Source organism: Micromonospora sp. NPDC049836 (genome assembly GCF_044465125.1).
In the GTDB taxonomy this organism is placed as follows: Bacteria; Actinomycetota; Actinomycetes; order Mycobacteriales; family Micromonosporaceae; genus Micromonospora.
Window position 1 is genome coordinate 181,207 of sequence record NZ_JBITLH010000009.1, and the last position, 19,819, is coordinate 201,025.

A 19,819-nucleotide genomic window follows, 5' to 3' on the forward strand; every position below is an offset into this window, starting at 1 on the left:
GCCAGTAATTCGAGTTATTTATCCCAGAAAGAGGAGATATGAGCACTCCCGAGACCACCCGCCCGGCCACCCTGGACGCCGCCGGCCTGCGGGAGCTGATCGACGCCGGGCGCGCCCCCCGCCTGCTCGACGTACGCACCCCCGCCGAGTTCGAGACCGTGCACATCCCCGGCGCCTACAACGTCCCGCTGGACCTGCTCAAGGAGCACCGCGAGGAGCTGCGCGCCCACCTCGACGAGGACGTGGTGCTGATCTGCCGCTCGGGCGCCCGCGCCACCCAGGCCGGGCAGACGCTCGCCGGGGTCGGCCTGCCGAACCTGAAGATCCTCGACGGCGGGATGCTGGCCTGGCAGGCGACGAACGCGCCGGTCCGGCAGGGCGCGCCGCGATGGGACCTGGAGCGGCAGGTCCGCCTGGTCGCCGGCTCGATCGTCCTGCTCAGCGTCCTCGGCTCGGTCCTCGTCCCCGGCCTCAAGTGGGTCGCGGGCTTCATCGGCGCCGGCCTCACCTTCGCCGCGGTCAGCAACACCTGCGCGATGGGCATGCTGCTGAGCAAGCTGCCGTACAACCGGGGGGCCAGCTGCGACCTGGACAGCATCGTCGGTCAGTTGCGCGAGGGCACCGGGGGGCGGGCATGACCGCGACCCTGGCCCTGACCATCGGACTGGCCGTCCTGATCGGCGTCAGCCTCGGCCTGCTCGGCGGCGGTGGGTCGATCCTCGCCGTGCCGCTGCTGGTGTACGTGGCCGACCTGCCGGCCAAGGAGGCGATCGCCACCTCCCTGCTCGTCGTCGGCGCCACCAGCGCCGTCGGCGTGCTGCCGCACGCCCGGGCCGGGCGGGTCCGCTGGCGTACCGGTCTGATCTTCGGCCTGGCCGGCATGACCGGCGCCTACGCCGGCGGCCGGCTGGCCGCGTTCGTCCCGGCCGGGCTCCTGCTCACCGGCTTCGCCCTGATGATGCTGGCCACCGCGGTCGCGATGATCCGCGGCCGGCGCGCCACCGAGGGCCGCCCGGTGCCGCACGAGCTGCCGGCGGCCCGGGTGATCCTGGACGGGATCGTGGTGGGGCTGGTCACCGGCCTGGTCGGCGCGGGCGGCGGCTTCCTGGTGGTGCCCGCCCTGGCCCTGCTCGGCGGCCTGCCGATGCCGGTCGCCGTCGGCACCTCCCTGGTGGTCATCGCCATGAAGTCCTTCGCCGGACTCGCCGGCTACCTGTCCAGCGTGAGCATCAACTGGGGTCTCGCGCTCGCGGTCACCGCGGCCGCCGTCGCCGGCAGTTTCCTCGGCGGGCGGCTCGCCGGGAAGATCCCCGCGGCGCTGCTGCGCCAGGCGTTCGGCTGGTTCGTCGTGGTGATGGGCGTCTTCGTCCTCGCCCAGCAACTGCCGCCACGTCCGGCACTCGGCCTCGTTGTCGTGGGAGCGCTTGCCGTAGCCGGTACGGTCACGGTGGCGGGGGTGCGCCGCCGGAGGAGGGAACACAGTGGACAGCAGCGCCTGGGACGCCCGGTACGCGAACACGTCGGGACTGGTGTGGAGCGCTGAACCGAACCGCTTCGTCGTCGAGTCGGTCGCCGGGTTACCCCCCGGCGCCGCGCTCGACCTGGCCGCCGGGGAGGGACGCAACGCGGTCTGGCTGGCCGAGCAGGGCTGGCGGGTCACCGCCGTGGACTTCTCGCCGGTGGCCGTCGACCGGGGCCGGGAACTGGCCGCCGCGCGGGGGGTGCCGGTCGAGTGGCGGGTCGCGGACGTCACCGCGTACCGGCCGGTGCCGGGCAGCTACGAGCTGGTGCTGATCAGCTACCTGCACCTGCCCGCCCCGGCGCTGGCCGGCGTGCTCGACTCGGCCCGGCAGGCGCTGCGGCCCGGCGGCACCCTCGTCGTGGTCGGGCACGACCTGGCCAACCTGCGCGGCGGCATCGGCGGGCCGCAGGATCCGGCGGTGCTGCTCACCCCGGAGACGGTCGTCGACGGGCTCGCCGGGCTGCGCATCCGGCGCGCCGAGACGACCCGCCGGCCGGTGCCCACCGGCGACGGCGGCAGCGTGGATGCCCTCGACACGGTGGTCGTCGCCACCCGCTCGGCCGACTGACGCACCCGGGCGACCCGGCTCACGGGCGGAGGACCAGCCGGATCGGGTCGCCCTGCTTGTCCCGCACCCGGCGCACCGCCTCCGCCGCGTCGGCCAGCGGCAGCACGTCGCTGATCGAGGCGGTCAGGTCGAAGCGGCCCAGCCCGGCCAGCGCCACCAGTTGCTCGACGTGTTCCGCCGACGAGCCGTAGTGGCCGAGCACCGCCTGCCGGCTGTAGTTGAACCGGCTGTCCGACGGGATGGCGACCGGCTGGTTGGCGATGCCGGTGAGCACCAACCGGCCCTGCGCGCCGAGCACGGTCATGGCCTGTTCCCGGGCCGGGGTGGCGCCGGCGAAGTCGAACGCGACGTCCAGGCCCCGGGCCGCGGTGAACTCCAGCACGGCGTCCCGGAAGCCGTCGTCCTTCGGGTCCAGCGCCAGGTCGGCGCCGAGGGTCAGCGCCCGCTCCCGGGCCGCCGGCAGCGGATCCACCGCGAGGATCGGCGCCGCCCCGACCAGCCGCAGCAACTGCACCGCGTGCGCGCCCAGCCCGCCGACGCCCCACACCCCGACCGCCTCCGCCGGCCGGGTACGCGCGGTGTCGGTCACCGCCGCCCATGGGGTGGAGACCGCGTCGGGGACGATGCAGGCGTGCTCGAAGGGCATCGCGGTGGGGATCAGCACGAGGGTGTCCTCGCGGGCCAGCGTGTACTCGGCCCAGCCGCCGTCGTAGTCGACGCCGCGGGTGAGCAGGGTGCCGCGCCGGTCCCGCTCCCCCGCCTGGAGCAGCACCCGCTGGCCCGGCTGCCAGCCCGTCACGCCGTCACCGAGGGCGTCCACCACCCCGGCCACCTCGTGACCGAGCGTGACCACATCGCCGGGCAGGTGCAGCGGGGTGAGGGTGCCGTCGATGAGGTGCACGTCGGACAGGCACACCCCGGCCGCGGCCACCTTGATCCGGACCTGCCCGGGACCGGGTTCGGGCACCGGTACGGACTCCATCCGCAGCGCCCGCTCGCCCACGTGCAGCCGTCCGGCCAGCATCTCCGCCACCTCGCGCTCCTCTCCTCGCCCCGCGACGGCCCGCCGTCGCCGCGCCGAGCGGGAGCCGTTGGCGTACCCGGAACCGGCCGGGCAATGCCGGGCGCGGCGGAGAACCGCGCGGACCGGACGGGCAAGGCCGGGGGCGGGGGAAGACCGCGCGCGGACCGGGCGGGCCGATACCATCCGGTGACGGAACGGCGGAGAGGACCACCGGGTGGGCGCACGATTCGAGGAACTGGCCTGGCGGGAGACCCCGATCGGCGAGATCAGCCTGCGCCGGCGCCGCGACCCGTCGCTGGACGTCGACGTGTACGAGGTCAAGCTCGACGACGAGTTCCTGATGTCCAGCCTCTTCCCGGTCGCGGAGATCGAACTGGCCCGGCTCGGGCTGGCCCCGCTCGGCGAACAGCCGCTGGACGTGGTGGTGGGCGGGCTCGGCCTCGGCTACACGGCGCGCACCGCGCTGGAGGATCCCCGGGTGCGCGACCTGCTGGTGGTCGAGGCGATCGAGGACGTGATCGACTGGCACCGACGCGACCTGCTGCCGTTCACCGCCGGGCTGGCCGCCGACCCGCGGACCCGGTTCGTCCAGGCCGACTTCTTCGCCGCGGTCGCCGCCGGAACGGGCTTCGACCCGGAGTCGCCGGGCCGGCGGTTCCACGCCGTGCTGCTCGACGTGGACCACTCCCCCCGCCAGGTGCTGCATCCCAGCCACGCCGACTTCTACACGGTCGACGGGCTGCGCCGGCTGGCCGCGCTGCTGCACCCGGACGGGGTGTTCGCGCTCTGGTCGAACGATCCGCCCGACCAGGCGTTCCAGCGGGTGCTGACCGCGGTGTTCCCGACCTCGGTGGCGCACGTGGTCCGCTTTCCCAACCCGTTGCAGGGCCGGGAGGCCGCGAACACCGTCTACGTGGCCCGCTTCTGATCGGTCGCCCGCATGGTCCGGCCCGGAACGGGAAGGCCGGTGGTCTGCCGTCTGCACGGGAGGTCGGGACATGCGCGCACTGCTCTGGGTGATCGGCATCATCGCCGCGATCCTCATCCTGCTCGGACTGTTCCTCGAGGCGGTCCGCTGGCTCATCATCATCGGCGTGATCGCGGTGATCGTGGTGATCATCCTCGCCTTCGTCCGGGGCCGGCGGACGATGCAGCGGCCCCGTCGCTGAGCCGTCGGGCCGCTTCTCGGCCGGCCGGGCCGGCGGGCCTGCTTCTCGGCCGGCCGGGTCCGGCGGGCGGCCGTTCACCCCGGAGGCGGCCACGTCGGCGCAGGTTACCAGCTGGTAAGTTGGCGGGGTGGTGGCCGATCGTGTCCGCTCGGCCACCCCCGGCCACGAGGAGAGACGGCGATGGACGCGACCGCCGAGCGCCCCTGGATCCGCAGCTACGCCCCGGGCGTGCCGGCCACCGTGGCCGCGCCCGACGGCTCGCTGGTCGACCTGCTGACCGGCACCGCCCGCCGGTACGGCGACCGGATCGCGCTGGACTTCTTCGGCGCCACCACCACGTACGCCGATCTGGCCGACCAGGTGGCCCGCGCGGCCGAGGCGCTGCGCCGGCTGGGCGTGGCCCGCGGTGACCGGGTCGCCCTGGTGCTGCCGAACTGCCCGCAGCACGTGGTCGCCTTCTACGCGGTGCTGCGCCTCGGTGCCGTGGTGGTCGAGCACAACCCGCTCTACACGGCGCAGGAACTGGAGCAGCAGCTCACCGACCACGGCGCCGAGGTGGCGGTGGTCTGGGACAAGGTCGCCCCGCTGGTCGCCGGCCGCGGCGCGGTCCGGACCGTGATCGCGGTCGACCTGACCGCGGCGCTGCCGCGGCTCAAGCGCTGGGCGCTGCGGTTGCCGCTGCCGAAGGTGCGCGCCGCCCGCGCCGCGATGACCGCCCCGGCGCCCGGCACGCACGCCTGGTCGGCGCTGGTCGCGGCCGCGCCGCCGCTGCCCGCCGACCATCCGGCGCCCGCCGTGGGCGACATCGCGCTGCTGCAGTACACCGGCGGCACCACGGGCGTCCCGAAGGGCGCCATCCTGACCCACCGCAACCTGCGGGCCAACGCCGCGCAGGGCCGGGCGTGGGTGCCCGGCCTGCGCGACGGCGCCGAAACCATCTACGCCGTGCTGCCGCTGTTCCACGCGTACGGGCTGACGCTGTGCCTGACCTTCGCGGTGAGCATCGGCGCCACCCTGGTGCTCTTCCCCCGCTTCGACCTCGACCAGGTGCTCGACGCGGTCCGTCGCCGCCCGCCGACGTTCCTGCCGGCCGTCCCGCCGATCTACGCGCGGCTCGCCCTGGCGGCCCGGGAACGCGGCGTGGACCTCACCTCGATCCGGTACGCCATCTCCGGCGCGATGGCGCTCCCGCCGGCCACGGTGGACCTGTGGGAGTCGGTGACCGGCGGCCTGCTCGTCGAGGGATACGGGATGACCGAGACCTCCCCGATCACCCTCGGCAACCCGGTCGCCCCGACCCGCCGCCCCGGCACCGTCGGCGTGCCCTTCCCGGCCACCGACGTACGCATCGTCGACCCGACGGACCCGACCCGGGACCGGCCCCCCGGCCAGCCCGGTGAGCTGCTGATCCGGGGTCCACAGGTCTTCGCCGGCTACTGGAACCGCCCGGAGGAGACGGCGAAGGTGCTGCTGCCCGGCGGTTGGCTGCGCACCGGGGACATCGTCACCATGGACGCCGACGGCTTCGTGACCGTGGTGGACCGGATCAAGGAGCTGATCATCACGGGCGGGTTCAACGTCTACCCGTCCGAGGTGGAGGAGGCGCTGCGCCGGGTGGCCGGGGTCCGGGAGGCCTGCGCCGTCGGCGTGCCCGTCGCGGCCGGCGGCGAGGACGTGGTCGCCGTGGTGATCCTCGACCCGGGAGCGGGCGCGGACCCGGAGTCGGTCCGGTCGGCCTGCCGGGAGCATCTCGCCGGCTACAAGGTGCCCCGCCGGGTCGTGGTGGTCGAGGAGCTGCCGCGCTCCCAGATCGGGAAGATCCTCCGCCGCGAGGTCCGCGACAAGCTGCTCGCCGAGGGCTGAGCCGGCCGGGGCGGGTCGGGCCGCGCTGAGCCCGGCTACTCAGGAACGGCACCGTGCCGGTGTGTGAGGGTGGCGGGATGCGTCGACTGCTGCCCCTGCTGCTCGTCCTCGCCGTCGCGGCGGCCTGCGCCGAACCGGCTGCCCGACCGGGTCACCCCGCGGCGGCCGAGTCCGCCGCCACCCTGCTCCCCGACGGCACCGTGCCCTGGGCCGACCTGAAGATCACCGCGACGGACCTCAACGGGCGCCCCGCCGGACCCCGGTCCCCGGCCGCCGGAAGCGAGCCCTGCCGCGCGGCCCAGCTGGCCGGCCGGCTCACGGACTGGCGACGGCCCGGCACCGGCGGCGAGACCCCCCGCGGCAGGGACGCCGCCATCGGCAAGCTCATCGGCGAGGTGGACCTGCGCAACACCTCGACGGTCGAGTGCACCCTGCGCGGCGAGGTACCCACCACCATGCTCGCCGGCGGCCGCGAGATCCCCATGCGCTACCCGCACGGCATCAACGACGAGGCCCGGAACCGGGTGGTCGCCGTGCCGGCCCGCGGTCACGCCAGCCTGCGCCTGGACTGGTCCGGGCCGTTCTGCGAGCCGGTCGACGGCCCGCTGGAGCTGGCCATCGAGGTGCCGGACGACGGCGGTACGCTGCGGGCGCCGATCACCGCCGACGACCGCCCCGGCTGCCAGCGGGGTGCAGGGGCCAACCCGAACGCCCGGGCGACGCTCAGCGCGGGCGGATTCACCGAGCCGGTCACGGTGTCGCCGCCGCCCTCCGCACCGCTCGATCAGCTCACCGTCACCGTCGCGGGGCCGCCGAGCGCGGCGGCCGGTTCGCGGCTCACCTTCCGGGTGACGCTCGGCAACCCGACCGCCGCCCCGCTGGCGCTGGACCCCTGCCCGGGCTACCTGATGGAACGCTTCTCGTTGGGCAACGCGACGGACCAGGCGGTGAACACCGCCCAGCTGTACCGGCTGAACTGCCGCCCGCTCGCCGCGGTCCCGGGCGGCGGCGCCGCCGTGTTCGAGATGGTCGCCGAGGTGCCGGCCACGATGCGCGCCGGGCGGGAGCTGACCATCTCCTGGAAGCTCTACCTGCCGCACTACGCACAGCGGGGCAACCAGGTCGGCGCCCTCACGCTGACGGTCACCTGACGGGGCGGCGCGCCCCGCTGTCCGGGCCGCCACCTATGGTGTGAGCGTGGTCGATCGTCGTCAGGTGCTGACCTTCCGGGTCCGGTCCCAGCAGCTCGACCGGGCCGAGGGCACGCTCGCCGACACCGCCGTGCTGGACATCGGGGCGCAGGACACCGGTCCGGACGGCGGCCGGTGGGCGCTCGCCGTTCGCGGCGTCGACGTGACCGCGCTCGACGGCGAGGACCTGATCCTGCTCTGGACCGTGCGCGGCGCGCCCCACCTCTACCGCCGCGCCGACCTGGCGGAGGTGGCCGCCGCGGTCGAGCCGTTCTCCGACCCCGACGCCGGCAAGCGCGTCTACGACGCCGCCAAGCCGTTGAGAGCGGCCGGGATCGGCATCCTGGCCGCCCTCGACGAGGTGGCCGACCGGATGCGCGCCGTGGTCACCCGGCCAATCGTCAAGGGGGACGTCTCCGGCCGCCTGGCCGAGCTGCTGCCCGAGCCGTACCTGCGGTTCTGCCGGCCCTGCGACGCCACCCACCCGTACGAGATGCCGTTCCGGCTGGCCGCCGTGCGAGCCGGGCTGGAGCTGCGGCTCGACACGTCGCCGCCGGTCCTGCAACGGATCAGCGGGTTCCGGAAGGCGGCCACCCCAAGCGACCGGTTCGACCTGATCCGCGCCTACCTGCGGCTGCTCGGTCCGGCCACCCCGCAGCACGTCGCCGGCTACCTCGACGCCCCGGTCAAGGAGGTGAAGGCGCACTGGCCGCAGGACGTGGTCGAGGTGCCGGTCGACGGCGAGCCGCGGTGGCTGCTGGCCGCCGACGAGGCGGCGCTGGCCCCGACCGACGCCCCGGTGACCCGCCTGCTCGGCCCGTTCGACCTCTTCCTCCAGGCCAAGGACCGGGCCACTCTGCTGCCGGACCCGGCGCGGGCCAAGGAGCTGTGGCCGGTGCTGGGCCGCCCGGGCGCGGTCCTGGCCGACGGCGAGCTGGTCGGCACCTGGCGTCCCCGCAAGGCCGGCAGGGCTCTGACCATCGCCGTCCAGCCCTGGCGCCAGCTGCCCAGGACCCGGCGCGAGGCCGTGGTGGCACAGGCCGAACGGCTCGCCGCGTACCGGGGCGTCCCCCTCGCCGGGGTCGAGTTCGCCGATTAGTCGCCTCGTGCCGGGCCCGGTTTCGTGCCGCCATTTCCGGGTCGGCTGTCCGGAACCGGCGGCGCCGTTCGTCAGCTGAGGTGAGTCGACGCGACGACACCAGCCGCCGCGTCACCCGAGACCCCGCGGAGGACCCTGTGCCACAACCAGCCACGCCGATCGAAACCGACCTGCTCGTCACCCACCTGGACGGCCAGCGCCGGCACGTGCTGGGCATCCTGGAGGGGCTCGACGAGGCCGCGCTGCGCCGGCCGGTGCTGCCCTCCGGCTGGAGCTGCCTCGGCCTGGTGCGCCACCTCACCGAGGACGTCGAGCGCTTCTGGTTCCGCTGCGTCATGGGCGGCGAGCCGGCGGCCATCGCCACGCTGAGCCAGGGCGCGGAAGCCTGGCAGGTCGACCCGGACGTCCCGGCCGCCGTGGTGCTGGACCGCTACCGGCAGGAGATCGACCGCGCCAACGCCGTCATCGCCGCCACGCCACTGGACGCCGCACCGGCCTGGTGGCCGCCGGACCACTTCGGCGACCACCGACTGGCCAGCGCGCGGGAGGTCATCCTGCACGTGATCACCGAGACCGCGTGCCACGCCGGCCACCTGGACGCGGTCCGGGAACTCATCGACGGCCGGACCTGGCTGGTCATTCCCACGTAGCGGGGGCGCGACGCCCGGGGCCCCGGCGCGGTCGCCTTTCCTGCGATGCTCTACCCCGTGACGACTTTCCGCCGCCTGGTGACATCGGGATCACCGCTGGAACCCGAGATCGGCTTCTCCCGCGCCGTACGGGTAGGGCCGTACGTCTCCGTGGCCGGCACCGCGCCGATCGCGGACGACGGGACCACAACCGCTCCCGGAGACGTCTACGCCCAGTCCGTACGCTGCCTGGACATCGCCGAACACGCGCTGCGCGAGGCCGGTGCGACGCTGGCCGACGTCATCAGAACCAGGGTCATGCTCGTGGACGTCGGCCGCTGGCGCGAGGCGGCGCGGGCGCACGGCGAACGCTTCGCCGAGGTGCGACCCGCGTGCACCTTCGTCGAGGTGTCGCGTTTCATCGATCCAGAGTGGTTGGTGGAATTCGAGGTCGACGCCGTCGTACGGGACGAGCGCCCGTAGCGGTCACCGCTCGCCGCGCGTCGGTGCGACGAAGCGCGGGATGCGGCCCGTGGGGGTGCACGTCCGGTCTGGCCCGCCGTTCGCCGGTCGATCGGACCTCACTCCGGTGACGGGTGGTCCGGCCGCGGTAATGACGTCAGCCGCTCCTGGCAGATCGACAGGTCCCGCTGCCACTCGGTGTTGCTCGGGTCGGTCGCCGCCAACCGCTCCGCGATCTCCAGAGCCGCCTGGTAGTGCCCCCGCGCCGCCTCCGGCTCCCCCGCCGCCTGCGCCACGTCGCCCAACTTGTTACGGCTGATCGACAGGTCCCGCTGCCACTCCGTGTTGCTGGGATCCGTCGCCGCCAACCGCTCCGCGATCTCCAGAGCCACCCGGTAATGCCCCCGCGCCACCTCCAGATCTCCCGCCATCCCGGCCACGTCGCCCAACCTGTTACGGCTGACCGACAGGTCCCGCTGCCAGTCGGTGTTGCTCGGGTCCGTCGCGGCCAACCGCTCCGCGATCTCCAGAGCCGCCTGGTAGTGCCCCCGCGCCGCCTCCGGCTCCCCCGCCGCCTCCGCCGCATCGCCCAACTTGTTACGGCTGATCGACAGGTCCCGCTGCCACTCCGTGTTGCTGGGATCCGCCGCCGCCAACCGCTCGGCGATCTCCAGACCGGCCTGGTGGTGCATGCGTGCCGCCGCCGGGTCCCCGGCCGCTCTCGCCACATCGCCCAACTTGTCGCGGCTGACCGACAGGTCCCGCTGCCACTCCGTGTTGCTGGGATCCGCCGCCGCCAACCGCTCGCGAATCTCCAGAGCCGCCTGGTAGTGCGCCCGAGCCAGCTCCAGGTTCCCGGCGGCCACGGCCACATCGCCCAGTTTGTTGCGGCTGATCGACAGGTCCCGCTGCCATCTGGTGTTGCTCGGGTCGGCCGCCGCCAACCGCTCCGCGATCTCCAGAGCCACCTGGTAATGCCCCCGCGCCGCCTCCAGTTCTCCCGCCATCCCGGCCACGTCGCCCAACCTGTTACGGCTGACCGACAGGTCCCGCTGCCACTCGCGGTTACTCGGGTCCGCCGCCGCCAACCGCTCCGCGATCTCCAGGCCAGCCTCGTAATGGCCTCGTGCGGCCGCCAGATCCCCCGCCGCTCGCGCCATGTCCCCCAACTTGTCGCGGCTGACCGACAGGTCCCGCTGCCACTCGGTGTTGCGCGGATCCGCCGCCGCCAACCGCTGCCGAATCTCCAGCGCGGCCCGGTAGTGCGCCCGAGCCAGCTCCAGGTTCCCGGCGGCCACGGCCACATCGCCCAGTTTGTTGCGGCTGATCGACAGGTCCCGCTGCCACTCGCGGTTGCTCGGGTCCGCCGCCGCCAACCGCTCCGCGATCTCCAGACCGGCCTGGTGATGCGCCCGAGCCGCGCCCAGATCCCCGGCCGCCACCGCCGCATCGCCCAACTTGGTACGGCTGACCGACAGGTCCCGCTGCCAGCCCGTGTGGGTCGGATCCGCCGCCGCCAACCGCTCCGCGATCTCCAGAGCCGCCCGGTAGTGTCCCCGAGCCGCACCCAGATCACCGGCCGCTCGCGCCACATCGCCCAACTTGTTCCGGCTGACCGACAGATCCCGCTGCCAGCCGGTGTTGCTCGGATCCGCCGCCGTCAGCCGCTGCCGGATCTCCAGGGCGGCCTGGTAATGCGCGTGCGCCGCCCCCAGGTCTCCGACCGCCACGGCCACGTCCCCCAGTTTGTTGCGACTGATCGACAGGTCCCGCTGCCACTCGGTGTTGCTGGGATCCGCCGCCGCCAACCGCTCCGCGATCTCCAGACCGGCCTCGTAATGCCCCCGAGCCGCGCCGAGGTCCCCGGCCGCTCGCGCCATGTCCCCCAACTTGTCACGGCTGATCGACAGGTCCCGCTGCCACTCGGCGTTGCTGGGATCCGCCGCCGCCAACCGCTCCGCGATCTCCAGACCGGCCTCGTAATGCCCCCGAGCCGCGCCAAGGTCATCGGCCGCTCGCGCCATGTCCCCCAACTTGTTGAGGCCGACCGACAGGTCCCGCCGCCACCCGGTGTTGCTGGGATCCGCCGCCGCCAACCGCTGCCGGATCTCCAGAGCCGCCTGGTAATGCCCGCGGGCCAGCCCCAGATCCCCGGCCACCATCGCCACATCGCCCAGCTTCTCGCGGCTGATCGACAGGTCGCGCCGCCACTCGGTGTTGCTGGGATCCGCGGCCGCCAACCGCTGCCGGATCTCCAGAGCCGCCTGGTAATGCCCGCGGGCCAACTCCAGATCCCCGGCCGCCACCGCCACGTCCCCCAACTTGTTGCGGTTGACGGAGAGCCCTCGCTGCCAGCCGATATCGTCCGGGTCCGCGGCAACCAGCAGCTCGGCGATCGTCAACGCGGCCTGGTAGTGCGCCCGCGCGGCCGGCAGGTCCCCGGCGGCCAGCGCCACATTGCCGAGGCGGCCGTGAATGAGTCCCGGCCGGTGTCGCCACCAGCGGCTGTTGTCCCGACCCTGGTTCCATTCCTCGGCGTAGGTCAACGCTTTCTCGTAGTGGGCGGACGCTTCGGTGAGGTTGCCGGCCGCGGTGGCGGTATCGCCGAGGTCGACCAGCAGGAGCGAAAACGCCTCCTGCCACTCCGGGCTCGACGGCTGCTCGTCAACTCCGCGCTGAACCACCCGGCGCATTCGTTCCAGCAGGTCACGGGCGGTCGTGAGGTTGCCGCTGTCGCGAACCGCCTCGAACTCCAATTTCACCACCCTGCACCAGCTCGGTTCCGATTCGGGAATGAGCGGGCGAACTTCGGCCAGATAAGCACCGACCGCCAACCTGCCGGGCATCATGCGGTTGGCCATCTCGGCTATCGCCGCGACCTCTTCGTAGCGGCCCAGGGCGGCGAGGTGGCGCGGCACTTCCAGCAGGTCCGCGTAGTCCGCCTTCCCTTGCTCGAATCGCCGCGTTCGCATTGCCAGAGCCCTCTCCTGGAGATCATGCTGTACCCGCCCGAACTGCTGAACGAGAAGCTCAGCGGTGAACGGGTGGATCAGAATTTCCGGGCCGGGGGTGAGCAGGGCAAGATCGGTGAGGCGCTCGACGGTATGCGTCAGCTCCGCCCGGCTCGCCGGCTCGGCGCCCGGCGGGCTCATCACGAACGCAAGATCGTCCATATCGATGGGGGCGCGTGCGACGGAGAGTTGCAGGAGTACCGCCCGCTGGTCGTCGGTGAGCAGCCCGAGCAACTCGTCCAGCAGGATGTCGGCACTGCCGAGGATCAGGGCGGCGTTGACCGCCTGGTCCAACGGGCGCGGCCGGCGTAGGTCGACCCCCTCCTGGCGGGCCAGCTCGCGCAACTTGCGCTGCACGCTTCTCATCTGGGCGGGTTTGCCGCGGACCAGGGCGTCGATGTATTCGATGAGACGGGGGTGCCCGCCGATGACCCTGAGCAACAGCCGGACCTCGTCCGGCGGCAGGCTGCGCAGCGCGGGCAGGCGCAGGAGCAGACGGCGCAGTTCCGCCGGCGACAGCGGTGGCACCGGGATACGGACGAGGTAGCGGTCATCGTCCGGCAACGGGTAGCGGCAGGTGACGAGGATGGCCCCCACCTCAGCTCCGTCACACCAGTCGGTGAACAGGTCGTCGAAGGCCGGGTCGATGAATGCCGTACCCCCCGGGGTGAGGTTCTGTTCGAAATCGTCGAAGACCAGCAGCAGCGGCACATGGCCGAGCAGCTGCCGGACAAGATCGGCCTTGACGGTGTCCTCGATGGCATCGGAGCGCAACAGTTGTGCGGCCCCGGCCAGGGCGGGTACGTCCTGGACGGCCTGAGCGACCGAGGCCAGCAGGGCGGTCGGGTTCCACCGGCCCTCGTGGACGGCGACGAGAGCACCGTCACCGCGCAGGCGAGCCGTCACTCGCCCGGCGATCGCGGTCTTGCCGATTCCGCCCGCTCCGATGATCTGCACGCCGGCGATCGTGCCGTTCGTCTCCCTCGCCTCGGCGGCACGACGTAGTGCGGCGGTGGCCTCCCGCAACTGGCGTCGCCGTCCGATCAGCTGCCCGACCGAGAGTTCCCGTACCGACGTGCCGGTGGGCATGATCCGGGTGCCGCGTAGGGGCGTTGCGGGCAGGTCGAGGTCGACCAGCGCCGGGTCGTCCGCGGCGGAGAGGATCGTCGGCACCGCGAACTCGGGTAGCCGCGGCGGATCGTCCCGGAACTGCCGCTCAGCGCGGCGGCGGGCGCGGGCCAGCGCGGCGGCCACGGGCTGCGTGGGCCGGGTGGCGAGTTCCTGGTAGAGCTGGGCGAGCAGTGCGGTCGCGTAGGCGTCGCTGATCGGGGCCTGCATGGCCATCACCCGATCGGCGCCGGCGCGTACCAGTCCGGCCGCCATCGCGTCCGCGCTGCCCGCCGCTCCCGAGCAGGACGAGAGGACGATCAGCGGCACCGCCTTGCCGACATCCCGCAGCGCCTCGATGAGCTGCCGGGTGCCCACCTGGGCCGGACGACCGTCCTCGTCCTCCAGTTCCACGGACTGCGGTGAGCCGTGCGCGGACAGGTGCAGTACGTGGTAGTCGTCCTTGGCCAACGCCTCGCTGATCTGCCGCAACGAAGCGACCTCGAGGATCTGCACCTCGCCACCGTGCTCCGCGGTGGGATCGCTGACCGCGTCCAGCACCGCCTGCATCTCCGCCTCGACATCCAGCGGCGCGCTCGTGCTCCCGTCCTCGTCCGGCGCGGCCACCGCGGCCAGCACCTTGAACGGGCGACCGAGCCGGTGCCTCGGCGGCTTGGGGGCGGGTGCCACCTGGCGCCGCACGGAGACCCCCGCGATGAGGCCCAGTGGCCCGAGGTCCTCGGCATCCGGGCCGGCAAGCCGCAGCAACTCGATGGGCAGCATCAGCGCGCCGTCCGCCGCGCTCAGCACCACCTCGACCCAGTCGCCCGGTCGTAACCGGCTGACCAGGTCCGCGACCAGGCGGTGCCCGTCCTGGTCGAATACCGCCTGGGCCAGCGACTGGCCGACGGCATACATCCGCTGGGCGGCCACCTGCGGTCCCGCCTGCAGCCCCTGCCAGACCTGCCAGACCTCCGAGGAGATGCGGCTCTGCCGGGTGCAGACCGGCGAGCCGGCCAGCGACACGGTGCAGGACAGCACGTCGTCGGCCAGGCTGGCCTCGACAAGAAGCTGGGATCGCAGCGGCGACGGCACCGCCGTACCGTGGTCCGTGCTCTCGGCTCGCGAGGCGGTGCGCGGCCGCGGCGGCAGGGGTCGCACCGTGCCCAGGGGCGGATCCCTGTCCAACGGCTGATTCGTGAGCAGCCGCAGCAGTTCCTCGACGCCGGATGGGCTCAGCGTGGCGATCCGGTACGTCGTGCCACCCACCGGGTGCAGCCAGTCCGGCAGATCGGTCTCCTCGCCGCCGGGAAGGAGGACCGGAACTATCTTCCGGGTGCCTTCTTCCACGTCGGCGTAGAGCAGTTCCTGAAGTTGTCGCGCCTCCCAGCGCACTCCGCGTCCGACCGGCCCGGTGGTCCGCCCCTCGGCACGTTCCCGGTACGTCGGGGTACCGACCACGATGACGAAGCGGGCGAGGCGGATCTGCTCCGACATCCACTGCGGCCAGAACTGGCGCTGGCTCGCCGCCGCCAGATCCAGCCGCGCGTCGACGCCCTCGGCGCGCAGCAGCGTCCACAACCGGCGGACGTCCTCCTCGTGCGCCGGGTCGCCGTGCGCGTACGAGATCAGGACGCGCACCGGTGGCGCCACATCCTCCTGGTCTCGGATATCGTCGGCCGTCCGGTCTTCGGGAGCCGCCACAATGGCCTCCAGCGAGGGGCGTACCACAATCCGTCAGGGCTACGGCGTCTGGGTGAATGCCCAGAGGTACCACGGCAAAACGATCGCCCCGGCGCTGCGTCGGAAATCCGACCGAGCCGAGCGGAACCGCGGCCGGAGCGCCGCTACCTGCTCAGCAGGAAGCCACCGACGCCCAGGGCGGCGAGGAGAGAGGCCCCGTAGAGCAGGACGACCGCCGGGCTGCGAAAGGCAGCCACGACATCGCGCAGGGCGATCCGCTCGATGGTCAGCGTCCACGGTGGCACTCCGCCCGCCACGGCCCGGTTGTAGAGGGTTCGATAGGCGCGCTCCAGCGCCAGGTAGTAGCTGTCCAGCATGGCGAAGGCCGCGATGACGTAGCCCGCGATCAACACGGCGACCGGGGTGGTGGTCGTGACGCCGAAACCGAGCACCGCGGCGGTGACGGTCACGCACCAACCCTTGACGGTGGTGGACTGCGTGGCCAGCCGGCTGACGACGGCCTGGATCATCTGCAGGTGCGCCTCGGTCGACATCCCGCCATTATTCTCTGCCTGCCACCTCTGTCGAGCGCCCGACCTCTGCCGCCGCGGCGGACGTGACGTCTCCGGGCCGGCATCTCGACGACGGTGCAGACCGTCCGCGCGACAGGAGTCCGCGGCCGTCGCCGGCCAGCGGCCCGGTCAGAACCAGTCCTCCCGGGTGTCCAGCGTGGTCCGGTCCAGGCTGTCCAGCAGGTCGAACTGCACCACCGTCTTCGGCAGCTCGTACCGGAAGAAGTACCGGGCCGCCTGCCGCTTGCCCGCCAGGAACTCCCCCTCCGCGCCCTCCGGCGAGCCCAGCGCCTCCACCGCGAGCACCTGCTCCAGCCACATCCACGCGATCACCACATGCCCGACCGCCTCCAGGTAGAGGCTGGCGTTGGCCAGGGCCAGCTCGGGGTCGCCGGTGCCGTGCAGCCGGCGGGTCACCAGGGCGATCCGGTCCACGGCCGTACCGAGCGGCGCGGCCAGTTCGGCGGCGAAGCCCTCGGCCTTCCAGGCTCGGGTCACCGTGGCCCGGATCGTCTCCAGCAGCAGTTCCAGGCCGGCTCCGCCGCGCATGGTGACCTTGCGGCCGAGCAGGTCGAGGGCCTGGATGCCGTGCGTCCCCTCGTGGATCGGGTTGAGCCGGTTGTCCCGCCAGTGCTGCTCGACGTCGTAGTCGCGGGTGTAGCCGTAGCCGCCGTGCACCTGGATGGCCAGGTCGTTGGCGGCCAGGCACCACTGCGACGGCCAGCTCTTGGCGATCGGGGTGAGCAGGTCCAGCAGCAGGCGGGCGCGGGCCCGGTCGGCCTCGGCGGGCGCGGTCTTCTCCTCGTCGAGCAGCCGTCCGCAGTAGAGGATCAGCGCGAGCGCGCCCTCCACGTAGCTCTTCTGGGCCAGCAGCATCCGGCGTACGTCGGGGTGGGCGATGATCGGCACCTGTGGCGTGCTGGGGTCCTTGTCGGCGACCGGCCGGCCCTGCGGGCGCTGCCGGGCGTAGCCGAGGGACTTCAGGTAGCCGGTGTAGCCGAGGGCGGTGGCGCCGGCCCCCACCCCGATGCGCGCCTCGTTCATCATGTGGAACATCTGCGCGAGCCCCTGGTGCGGCTCGCCGACCAGGTAGCCGACCGCCCCGGCCCGCCCGTACGGCCGGTGCACGCCCTCGCCGAAGTTGAGCAGGGTGTTGGTGGTGCCCCGGTAGCCCAGCTTGTGGTTGAGGCCGATCAGCACCACGTCGTTGCGCGGTCCGAGCCTGCCGTCCTCGTCGAGCAGCACCTTCGGCACGATGAACAGCGAGATGCCCTTCACCCCGGGCGGTCCGCCGGGGATCCGGGCCAGCACCAGGTGCACGATGTTCTCGGCCAGCTCATGGTCTCCGCCGGAGATCCACATCTTGGTGCCGGCGAGCCGGTAGGTGCCGTCGTCCTGCGGGGTGGCCCGGGTGGTGATGTCGGCCAGCGAGCTGCCGGCCTGCGGCTCGGACAGGCACATGGTGCCGAAGAACCGGCCCTCGACCATCGGCCGGACCCAGGTGTCGATCTGCTCGGCGCTGCCGTGGGTGAGCAGCAGGTTGGCGTTGCCCCGGGTGAGGAACGGGTAGGCGGCGGTGCCCACGTTGGCGGCGTGGAACCAGGCGAAGCAGCCTTCGGCCACGGCGTGCGGCAACTGCATCCCGCCGACCGCCTCGTCCATGGTGGCCGACAGCAGTCCGGTCCGGGCGAACACCTCCAGGGCGGCCTTGACCTGCGGGATGATCCGTACCCGGCCACCGTCGACGGTGGGTTCGGTGGCGTCGGCGGCCTTGTTGTGGGTGGCGAAGTGCTCGGCGGCGACCTGGGCGGAGAGGTCCAGCACGGCGTCGAAGGTGTCCCGCGAGTGCTCGGCGTAGCGGGGCCGGTCGGTCAGCCGGGTCACGTCGAGCCAGTCGTAGAGCAGGAACGCCAGATCACGGCGGGACAGCAGGGTGGACGACGACACGGTGCTCCTTCCGCGGGCCGTCGTCAGCCGCGGCGCAGCCCCGCGACGGCCTCCCGCAGCTCATCCTGGCTGATCGGCGCGGCCGGCGCACCCACCGTGGCCTCCCGCATCGCCTTGGCGAGTTGCACCCGGCGCAGCACCTCGCGCAGGTCCGCGCCGGTGAGTCCGGCGGTCTCCGCGGCCAGCGCCACCGGGTCGACGTCGGCGGCGAACATCCGGAACCCGGAGCGCTCGTGCCGGTCGATCAGCTCGCGGATCATCTTGGTGATGATCTCGGCGCGGCCGGCCTCGTCCGGCGCCGGGATGGCGATCTTGAGGTCGAAGCGCCCGGAGCGGATCAGCGAGGCGTCCACCCGCTGCGGGAAGTTGGTGGTGGCCACCACGATCACGTTCGGGTTCTCCTCGAACAGGGTGTTCATCTCCTGCTTGAAGATGCCCGCGACCGCGTTGACCGCCTGGCTGGCGGCGTCCCCACCGGCACCCGCGTAGCTGATGATGCTGTCGAACTCGTCGAAGAGCATCACGGTGGGCCGCCGGTAGCGGCGCGCCTCCCGGAAGATCCGCTTGATGTTGCGCTCCGAGCCGCCGAGGTACTTGTCCAGGATCTCCGGGGTGCGGATCTCCACGAAGTCCGCGCCGACCTCGTTCGCGAGGGCCCGGGCCAGCATGGTCTTGCCGGTGCCGGGCGGCCCGTACAGCAGGATGCCCTGCGGGCGGCGGGCGCCCCAACGGGCCATCACCTGGGGGTGCCGGAACGACACCGCGACCTCGCGGAACCGGGCCACCACGTCGGCCAGGCCGCCGACCTGGTCGAGGGTCACCGCCGCGCTGCCGGCCGGCGCCGCGGCGGCCACGCTCCCACCCACGGTGTACGACCGGCCGCGCAGCACCGCCGGCTCGGGTCCGTCACCGGCCAGCTCGCGTACGGTCTGCAGCACCACCCCGAGCATGGCGTGCAGGTGTGCGGGGGTCACCTCGGCGCTGGGCACGGCGGCGCGTACGGTCAGCGCGCCACCGTCCTGGCTGACCTTCGGGCGCAGTCCCAGCTTCTCGGCGGTGCGCAGCACCTCCTGGCCGGCCCGGTCGCGGGGCGGCTCGGCGAGCGCGGTGTCGGCCGGGCGCAGCCCCAACCGCCGGCCGGCCTCCGCGGCCATCCGGCCGACGCCGGCGGCCAGCCCGTCCCCGGTACGCGCGGCCAGCCGCTGGGCGAGCAGCAGCCCCACCGGCCCGGCCAGCCCGAGCGCGAGTAGCCCGACCGTCGAGCCCGGCCCGTCGACCCGCAGGTACGCCTCGAAGCGGTGCAGCCCGTCGGCGGCGCGCACGGTGCTGCGCACCTCGCGGACCGGGGCGGGGAAGTCGGTGCCGGCGAGCAGCTCGACCGGGCCGGCCTCGGCGGCGCTGAGCAGCACGGCGGCATCCACGACGGTGACCCGGGCGCCGACCAGCGTGATCGTCTCCTGGTCCGGCCTGACCTCGTAGCCCATGCGTCCACGTCCCTCGGTGCGGCGGTCCCCGCTGCCGAGTCTGACACCGGCCCACCCCGGCTGCCACCGCACCGCGCCCCCGGCCGGGCCCGCCGCTCACTCCCCCGGCTGGACGGGGATGCGGCCGGCGACCACGGCCGGCGCTCGGTTGCTAGGTTCTACCTGGCATTTCGGGGACGGGGAGAAGGGCGCGGGCATGCCGCAGGCGAGATGGCCGGCCGACGGCGAGGGGCCGGACCGGCCGACGACCGACGGCATCGACCGGCGGGAGGCCGCCGCGGCCCCGCGACCGTCCGGCGCCGTCTACGGCCGCCGCGTGGACGGCCCGCCGGAGCCGAACGCGGGCGGCCCGGCCAGCCCTGGCGGCCAGGTGTACGGCCGACCGGTCGGGCCGCCACCACCCGCGGTACCGCACCCGCAGCCCCGACCAGCAGGTCGGGCAACGCCCGCCCCGATCGCAGGTCGGGCAACGCGGGACCCGGGGGCCGG

The 19,819-nt window shown here is 73.4% G+C and carries 15 protein-coding genes; 10 read left to right on the forward strand and 5 right to left on the reverse strand.

The features are described 5' to 3' along the window. The first annotated feature begins 38 nt into the window (after nt 1-38). From ACIBPB_RS23920 to ACIBPB_RS23930, 3 genes are read left to right on the forward strand one after another with little or no spacing between them, the layout of a single operon-like run. Nucleotides 39-638: a rhodanese-like domain-containing protein gene (locus tag ACIBPB_RS23920; RefSeq protein ID WP_396841705.1), complete on the forward strand. Its 600-nt coding sequence runs from the start codon at nt 39-41 to the stop codon at nt 636-638. Beyond that, on the forward strand, nt 635-1,543 hold the full coding sequence (locus ACIBPB_RS23925; protein ID WP_396841706.1) for a sulfite exporter TauE/SafE family protein: 909 nt from the start codon (nt 635-637) through the stop codon (nt 1,541-1,543). The genes ACIBPB_RS23920 and ACIBPB_RS23925 overlap by 4 nt, the downstream gene beginning before the upstream one ends. After that, the gene (locus ACIBPB_RS23930) at nt 1,482-2,090 is read left to right on the forward strand and encodes a class I SAM-dependent methyltransferase (RefSeq protein ID WP_396841707.1); all 609 of its coding nucleotides are present in this window, start codon (nt 1,482-1,484) and stop codon (nt 2,088-2,090) included. Before ACIBPB_RS23925 ends, ACIBPB_RS23930 begins: the two co-directional genes overlap by 62 nt. Before the next feature lie 19 nt (nt 2,091-2,109). Here the strand turns inward: ACIBPB_RS23930 and ACIBPB_RS23935 are convergent, their stop codons facing one another. Then, nucleotides 2,110-3,114, reverse strand: a complete 1,005-nt coding sequence (locus tag ACIBPB_RS23935) for a zinc-binding dehydrogenase (protein ID WP_396841808.1) — start codon at nt 3,112-3,114, stop codon at nt 2,110-2,112. A gap of 214 nt (nt 3,115-3,328) precedes the next feature. Here ACIBPB_RS23935 and ACIBPB_RS23940 point away from each other — a divergent pair, with 214 nt between their 5' ends. The 7 genes from ACIBPB_RS23940 (at nt 3,329) to ACIBPB_RS23970 (ending at nt 9,547) form a co-directional block, all read left to right on the forward strand. After that, entirely contained in the window at nt 3,329-4,042 is a 714-nt protein-coding gene (locus tag ACIBPB_RS23940) for a spermidine synthase (protein WP_396841708.1), read from the forward strand. A 70-nt stretch (nt 4,043-4,112) separates the two neighbouring features. After that, nucleotides 4,113-4,283 carry a hypothetical protein gene (locus ACIBPB_RS23945; RefSeq protein ID WP_396841709.1) on the forward strand — a complete coding sequence of 57 codons (171 nt, stop codon included), beginning with the start codon at nt 4,113-4,115 and terminating at the stop codon, nt 4,281-4,283. A gap of 180 nt (nt 4,284-4,463) precedes the next feature. Next, the gene (locus ACIBPB_RS23950; protein ID WP_396841710.1) at nt 4,464-6,146 is read left to right on the forward strand and encodes a long-chain-fatty-acid--CoA ligase; all 1,683 of its coding nucleotides are present in this window, start codon (nt 4,464-4,466) and stop codon (nt 6,144-6,146) included. A gap of 77 nt (nt 6,147-6,223) precedes the next feature. After that, a complete protein-coding gene (locus tag ACIBPB_RS23955; RefSeq protein ID WP_396841711.1) occupies nt 6,224-7,297 on the forward strand; it encodes a hypothetical protein in 1,074 nt (357 codons plus the stop codon). 46 nt (nt 7,298-7,343) lie between these two features. Continuing rightward, the gene (locus ACIBPB_RS23960; protein ID WP_396841712.1) at nt 7,344-8,435 is read left to right on the forward strand and encodes a winged helix DNA-binding domain-containing protein; all 1,092 of its coding nucleotides are present in this window, start codon (nt 7,344-7,346) and stop codon (nt 8,433-8,435) included. A 137-nt stretch (nt 8,436-8,572) separates the two neighbouring features. Continuing rightward, complete coding sequence (locus ACIBPB_RS23965) at nt 8,573-9,085, forward strand: DinB family protein (RefSeq protein WP_396841713.1); 513 nt, start codon at nt 8,573-8,575, stop codon at nt 9,083-9,085. 45 nt (nt 9,086-9,130) lie between these two features. Then, entirely contained in the window at nt 9,131-9,547 is a 417-nt protein-coding gene (locus ACIBPB_RS23970) for a RidA family protein (RefSeq protein WP_396841714.1), read from the forward strand. Between the two features lie 98 nt (nt 9,548-9,645). Here the strand turns inward: ACIBPB_RS23970 and ACIBPB_RS23975 are convergent, their stop codons facing one another. The 4 genes from ACIBPB_RS23975 to ACIBPB_RS23990 all read right to left on the reverse strand — a co-directional run bounded on the left by ACIBPB_RS23975 (nt 9,646) and on the right by ACIBPB_RS23990 (nt 19,330). Beyond that, a complete protein-coding gene (locus ACIBPB_RS23975; protein WP_396841715.1) occupies nt 9,646-15,285 on the reverse strand; it encodes a tetratricopeptide repeat protein in 5,640 nt (1,879 codons plus the stop codon). A gap of 206 nt (nt 15,286-15,491) precedes the next feature. Continuing rightward, entirely contained in the window at nt 15,492-15,881 is a 390-nt protein-coding gene (locus ACIBPB_RS23980; protein ID WP_396841716.1) for a hypothetical protein, read from the reverse strand. 147 nt (nt 15,882-16,028) lie between these two features. Further along, the gene (locus ACIBPB_RS23985) at nt 16,029-17,846 is read right to left on the reverse strand and encodes an acyl-CoA dehydrogenase (protein ID WP_396841717.1); all 1,818 of its coding nucleotides are present in this window, start codon (nt 17,844-17,846) and stop codon (nt 16,029-16,031) included. A 23-nt stretch (nt 17,847-17,869) separates the two neighbouring features. After that, nucleotides 17,870-19,330, reverse strand: coding sequence for an ATP-binding protein (locus ACIBPB_RS23990; protein ID WP_396841718.1), 1,461 nt, complete (start codon nt 19,328-19,330; stop codon nt 17,870-17,872). Nucleotides 19,331-19,819 lie beyond the last annotated feature (489 nt).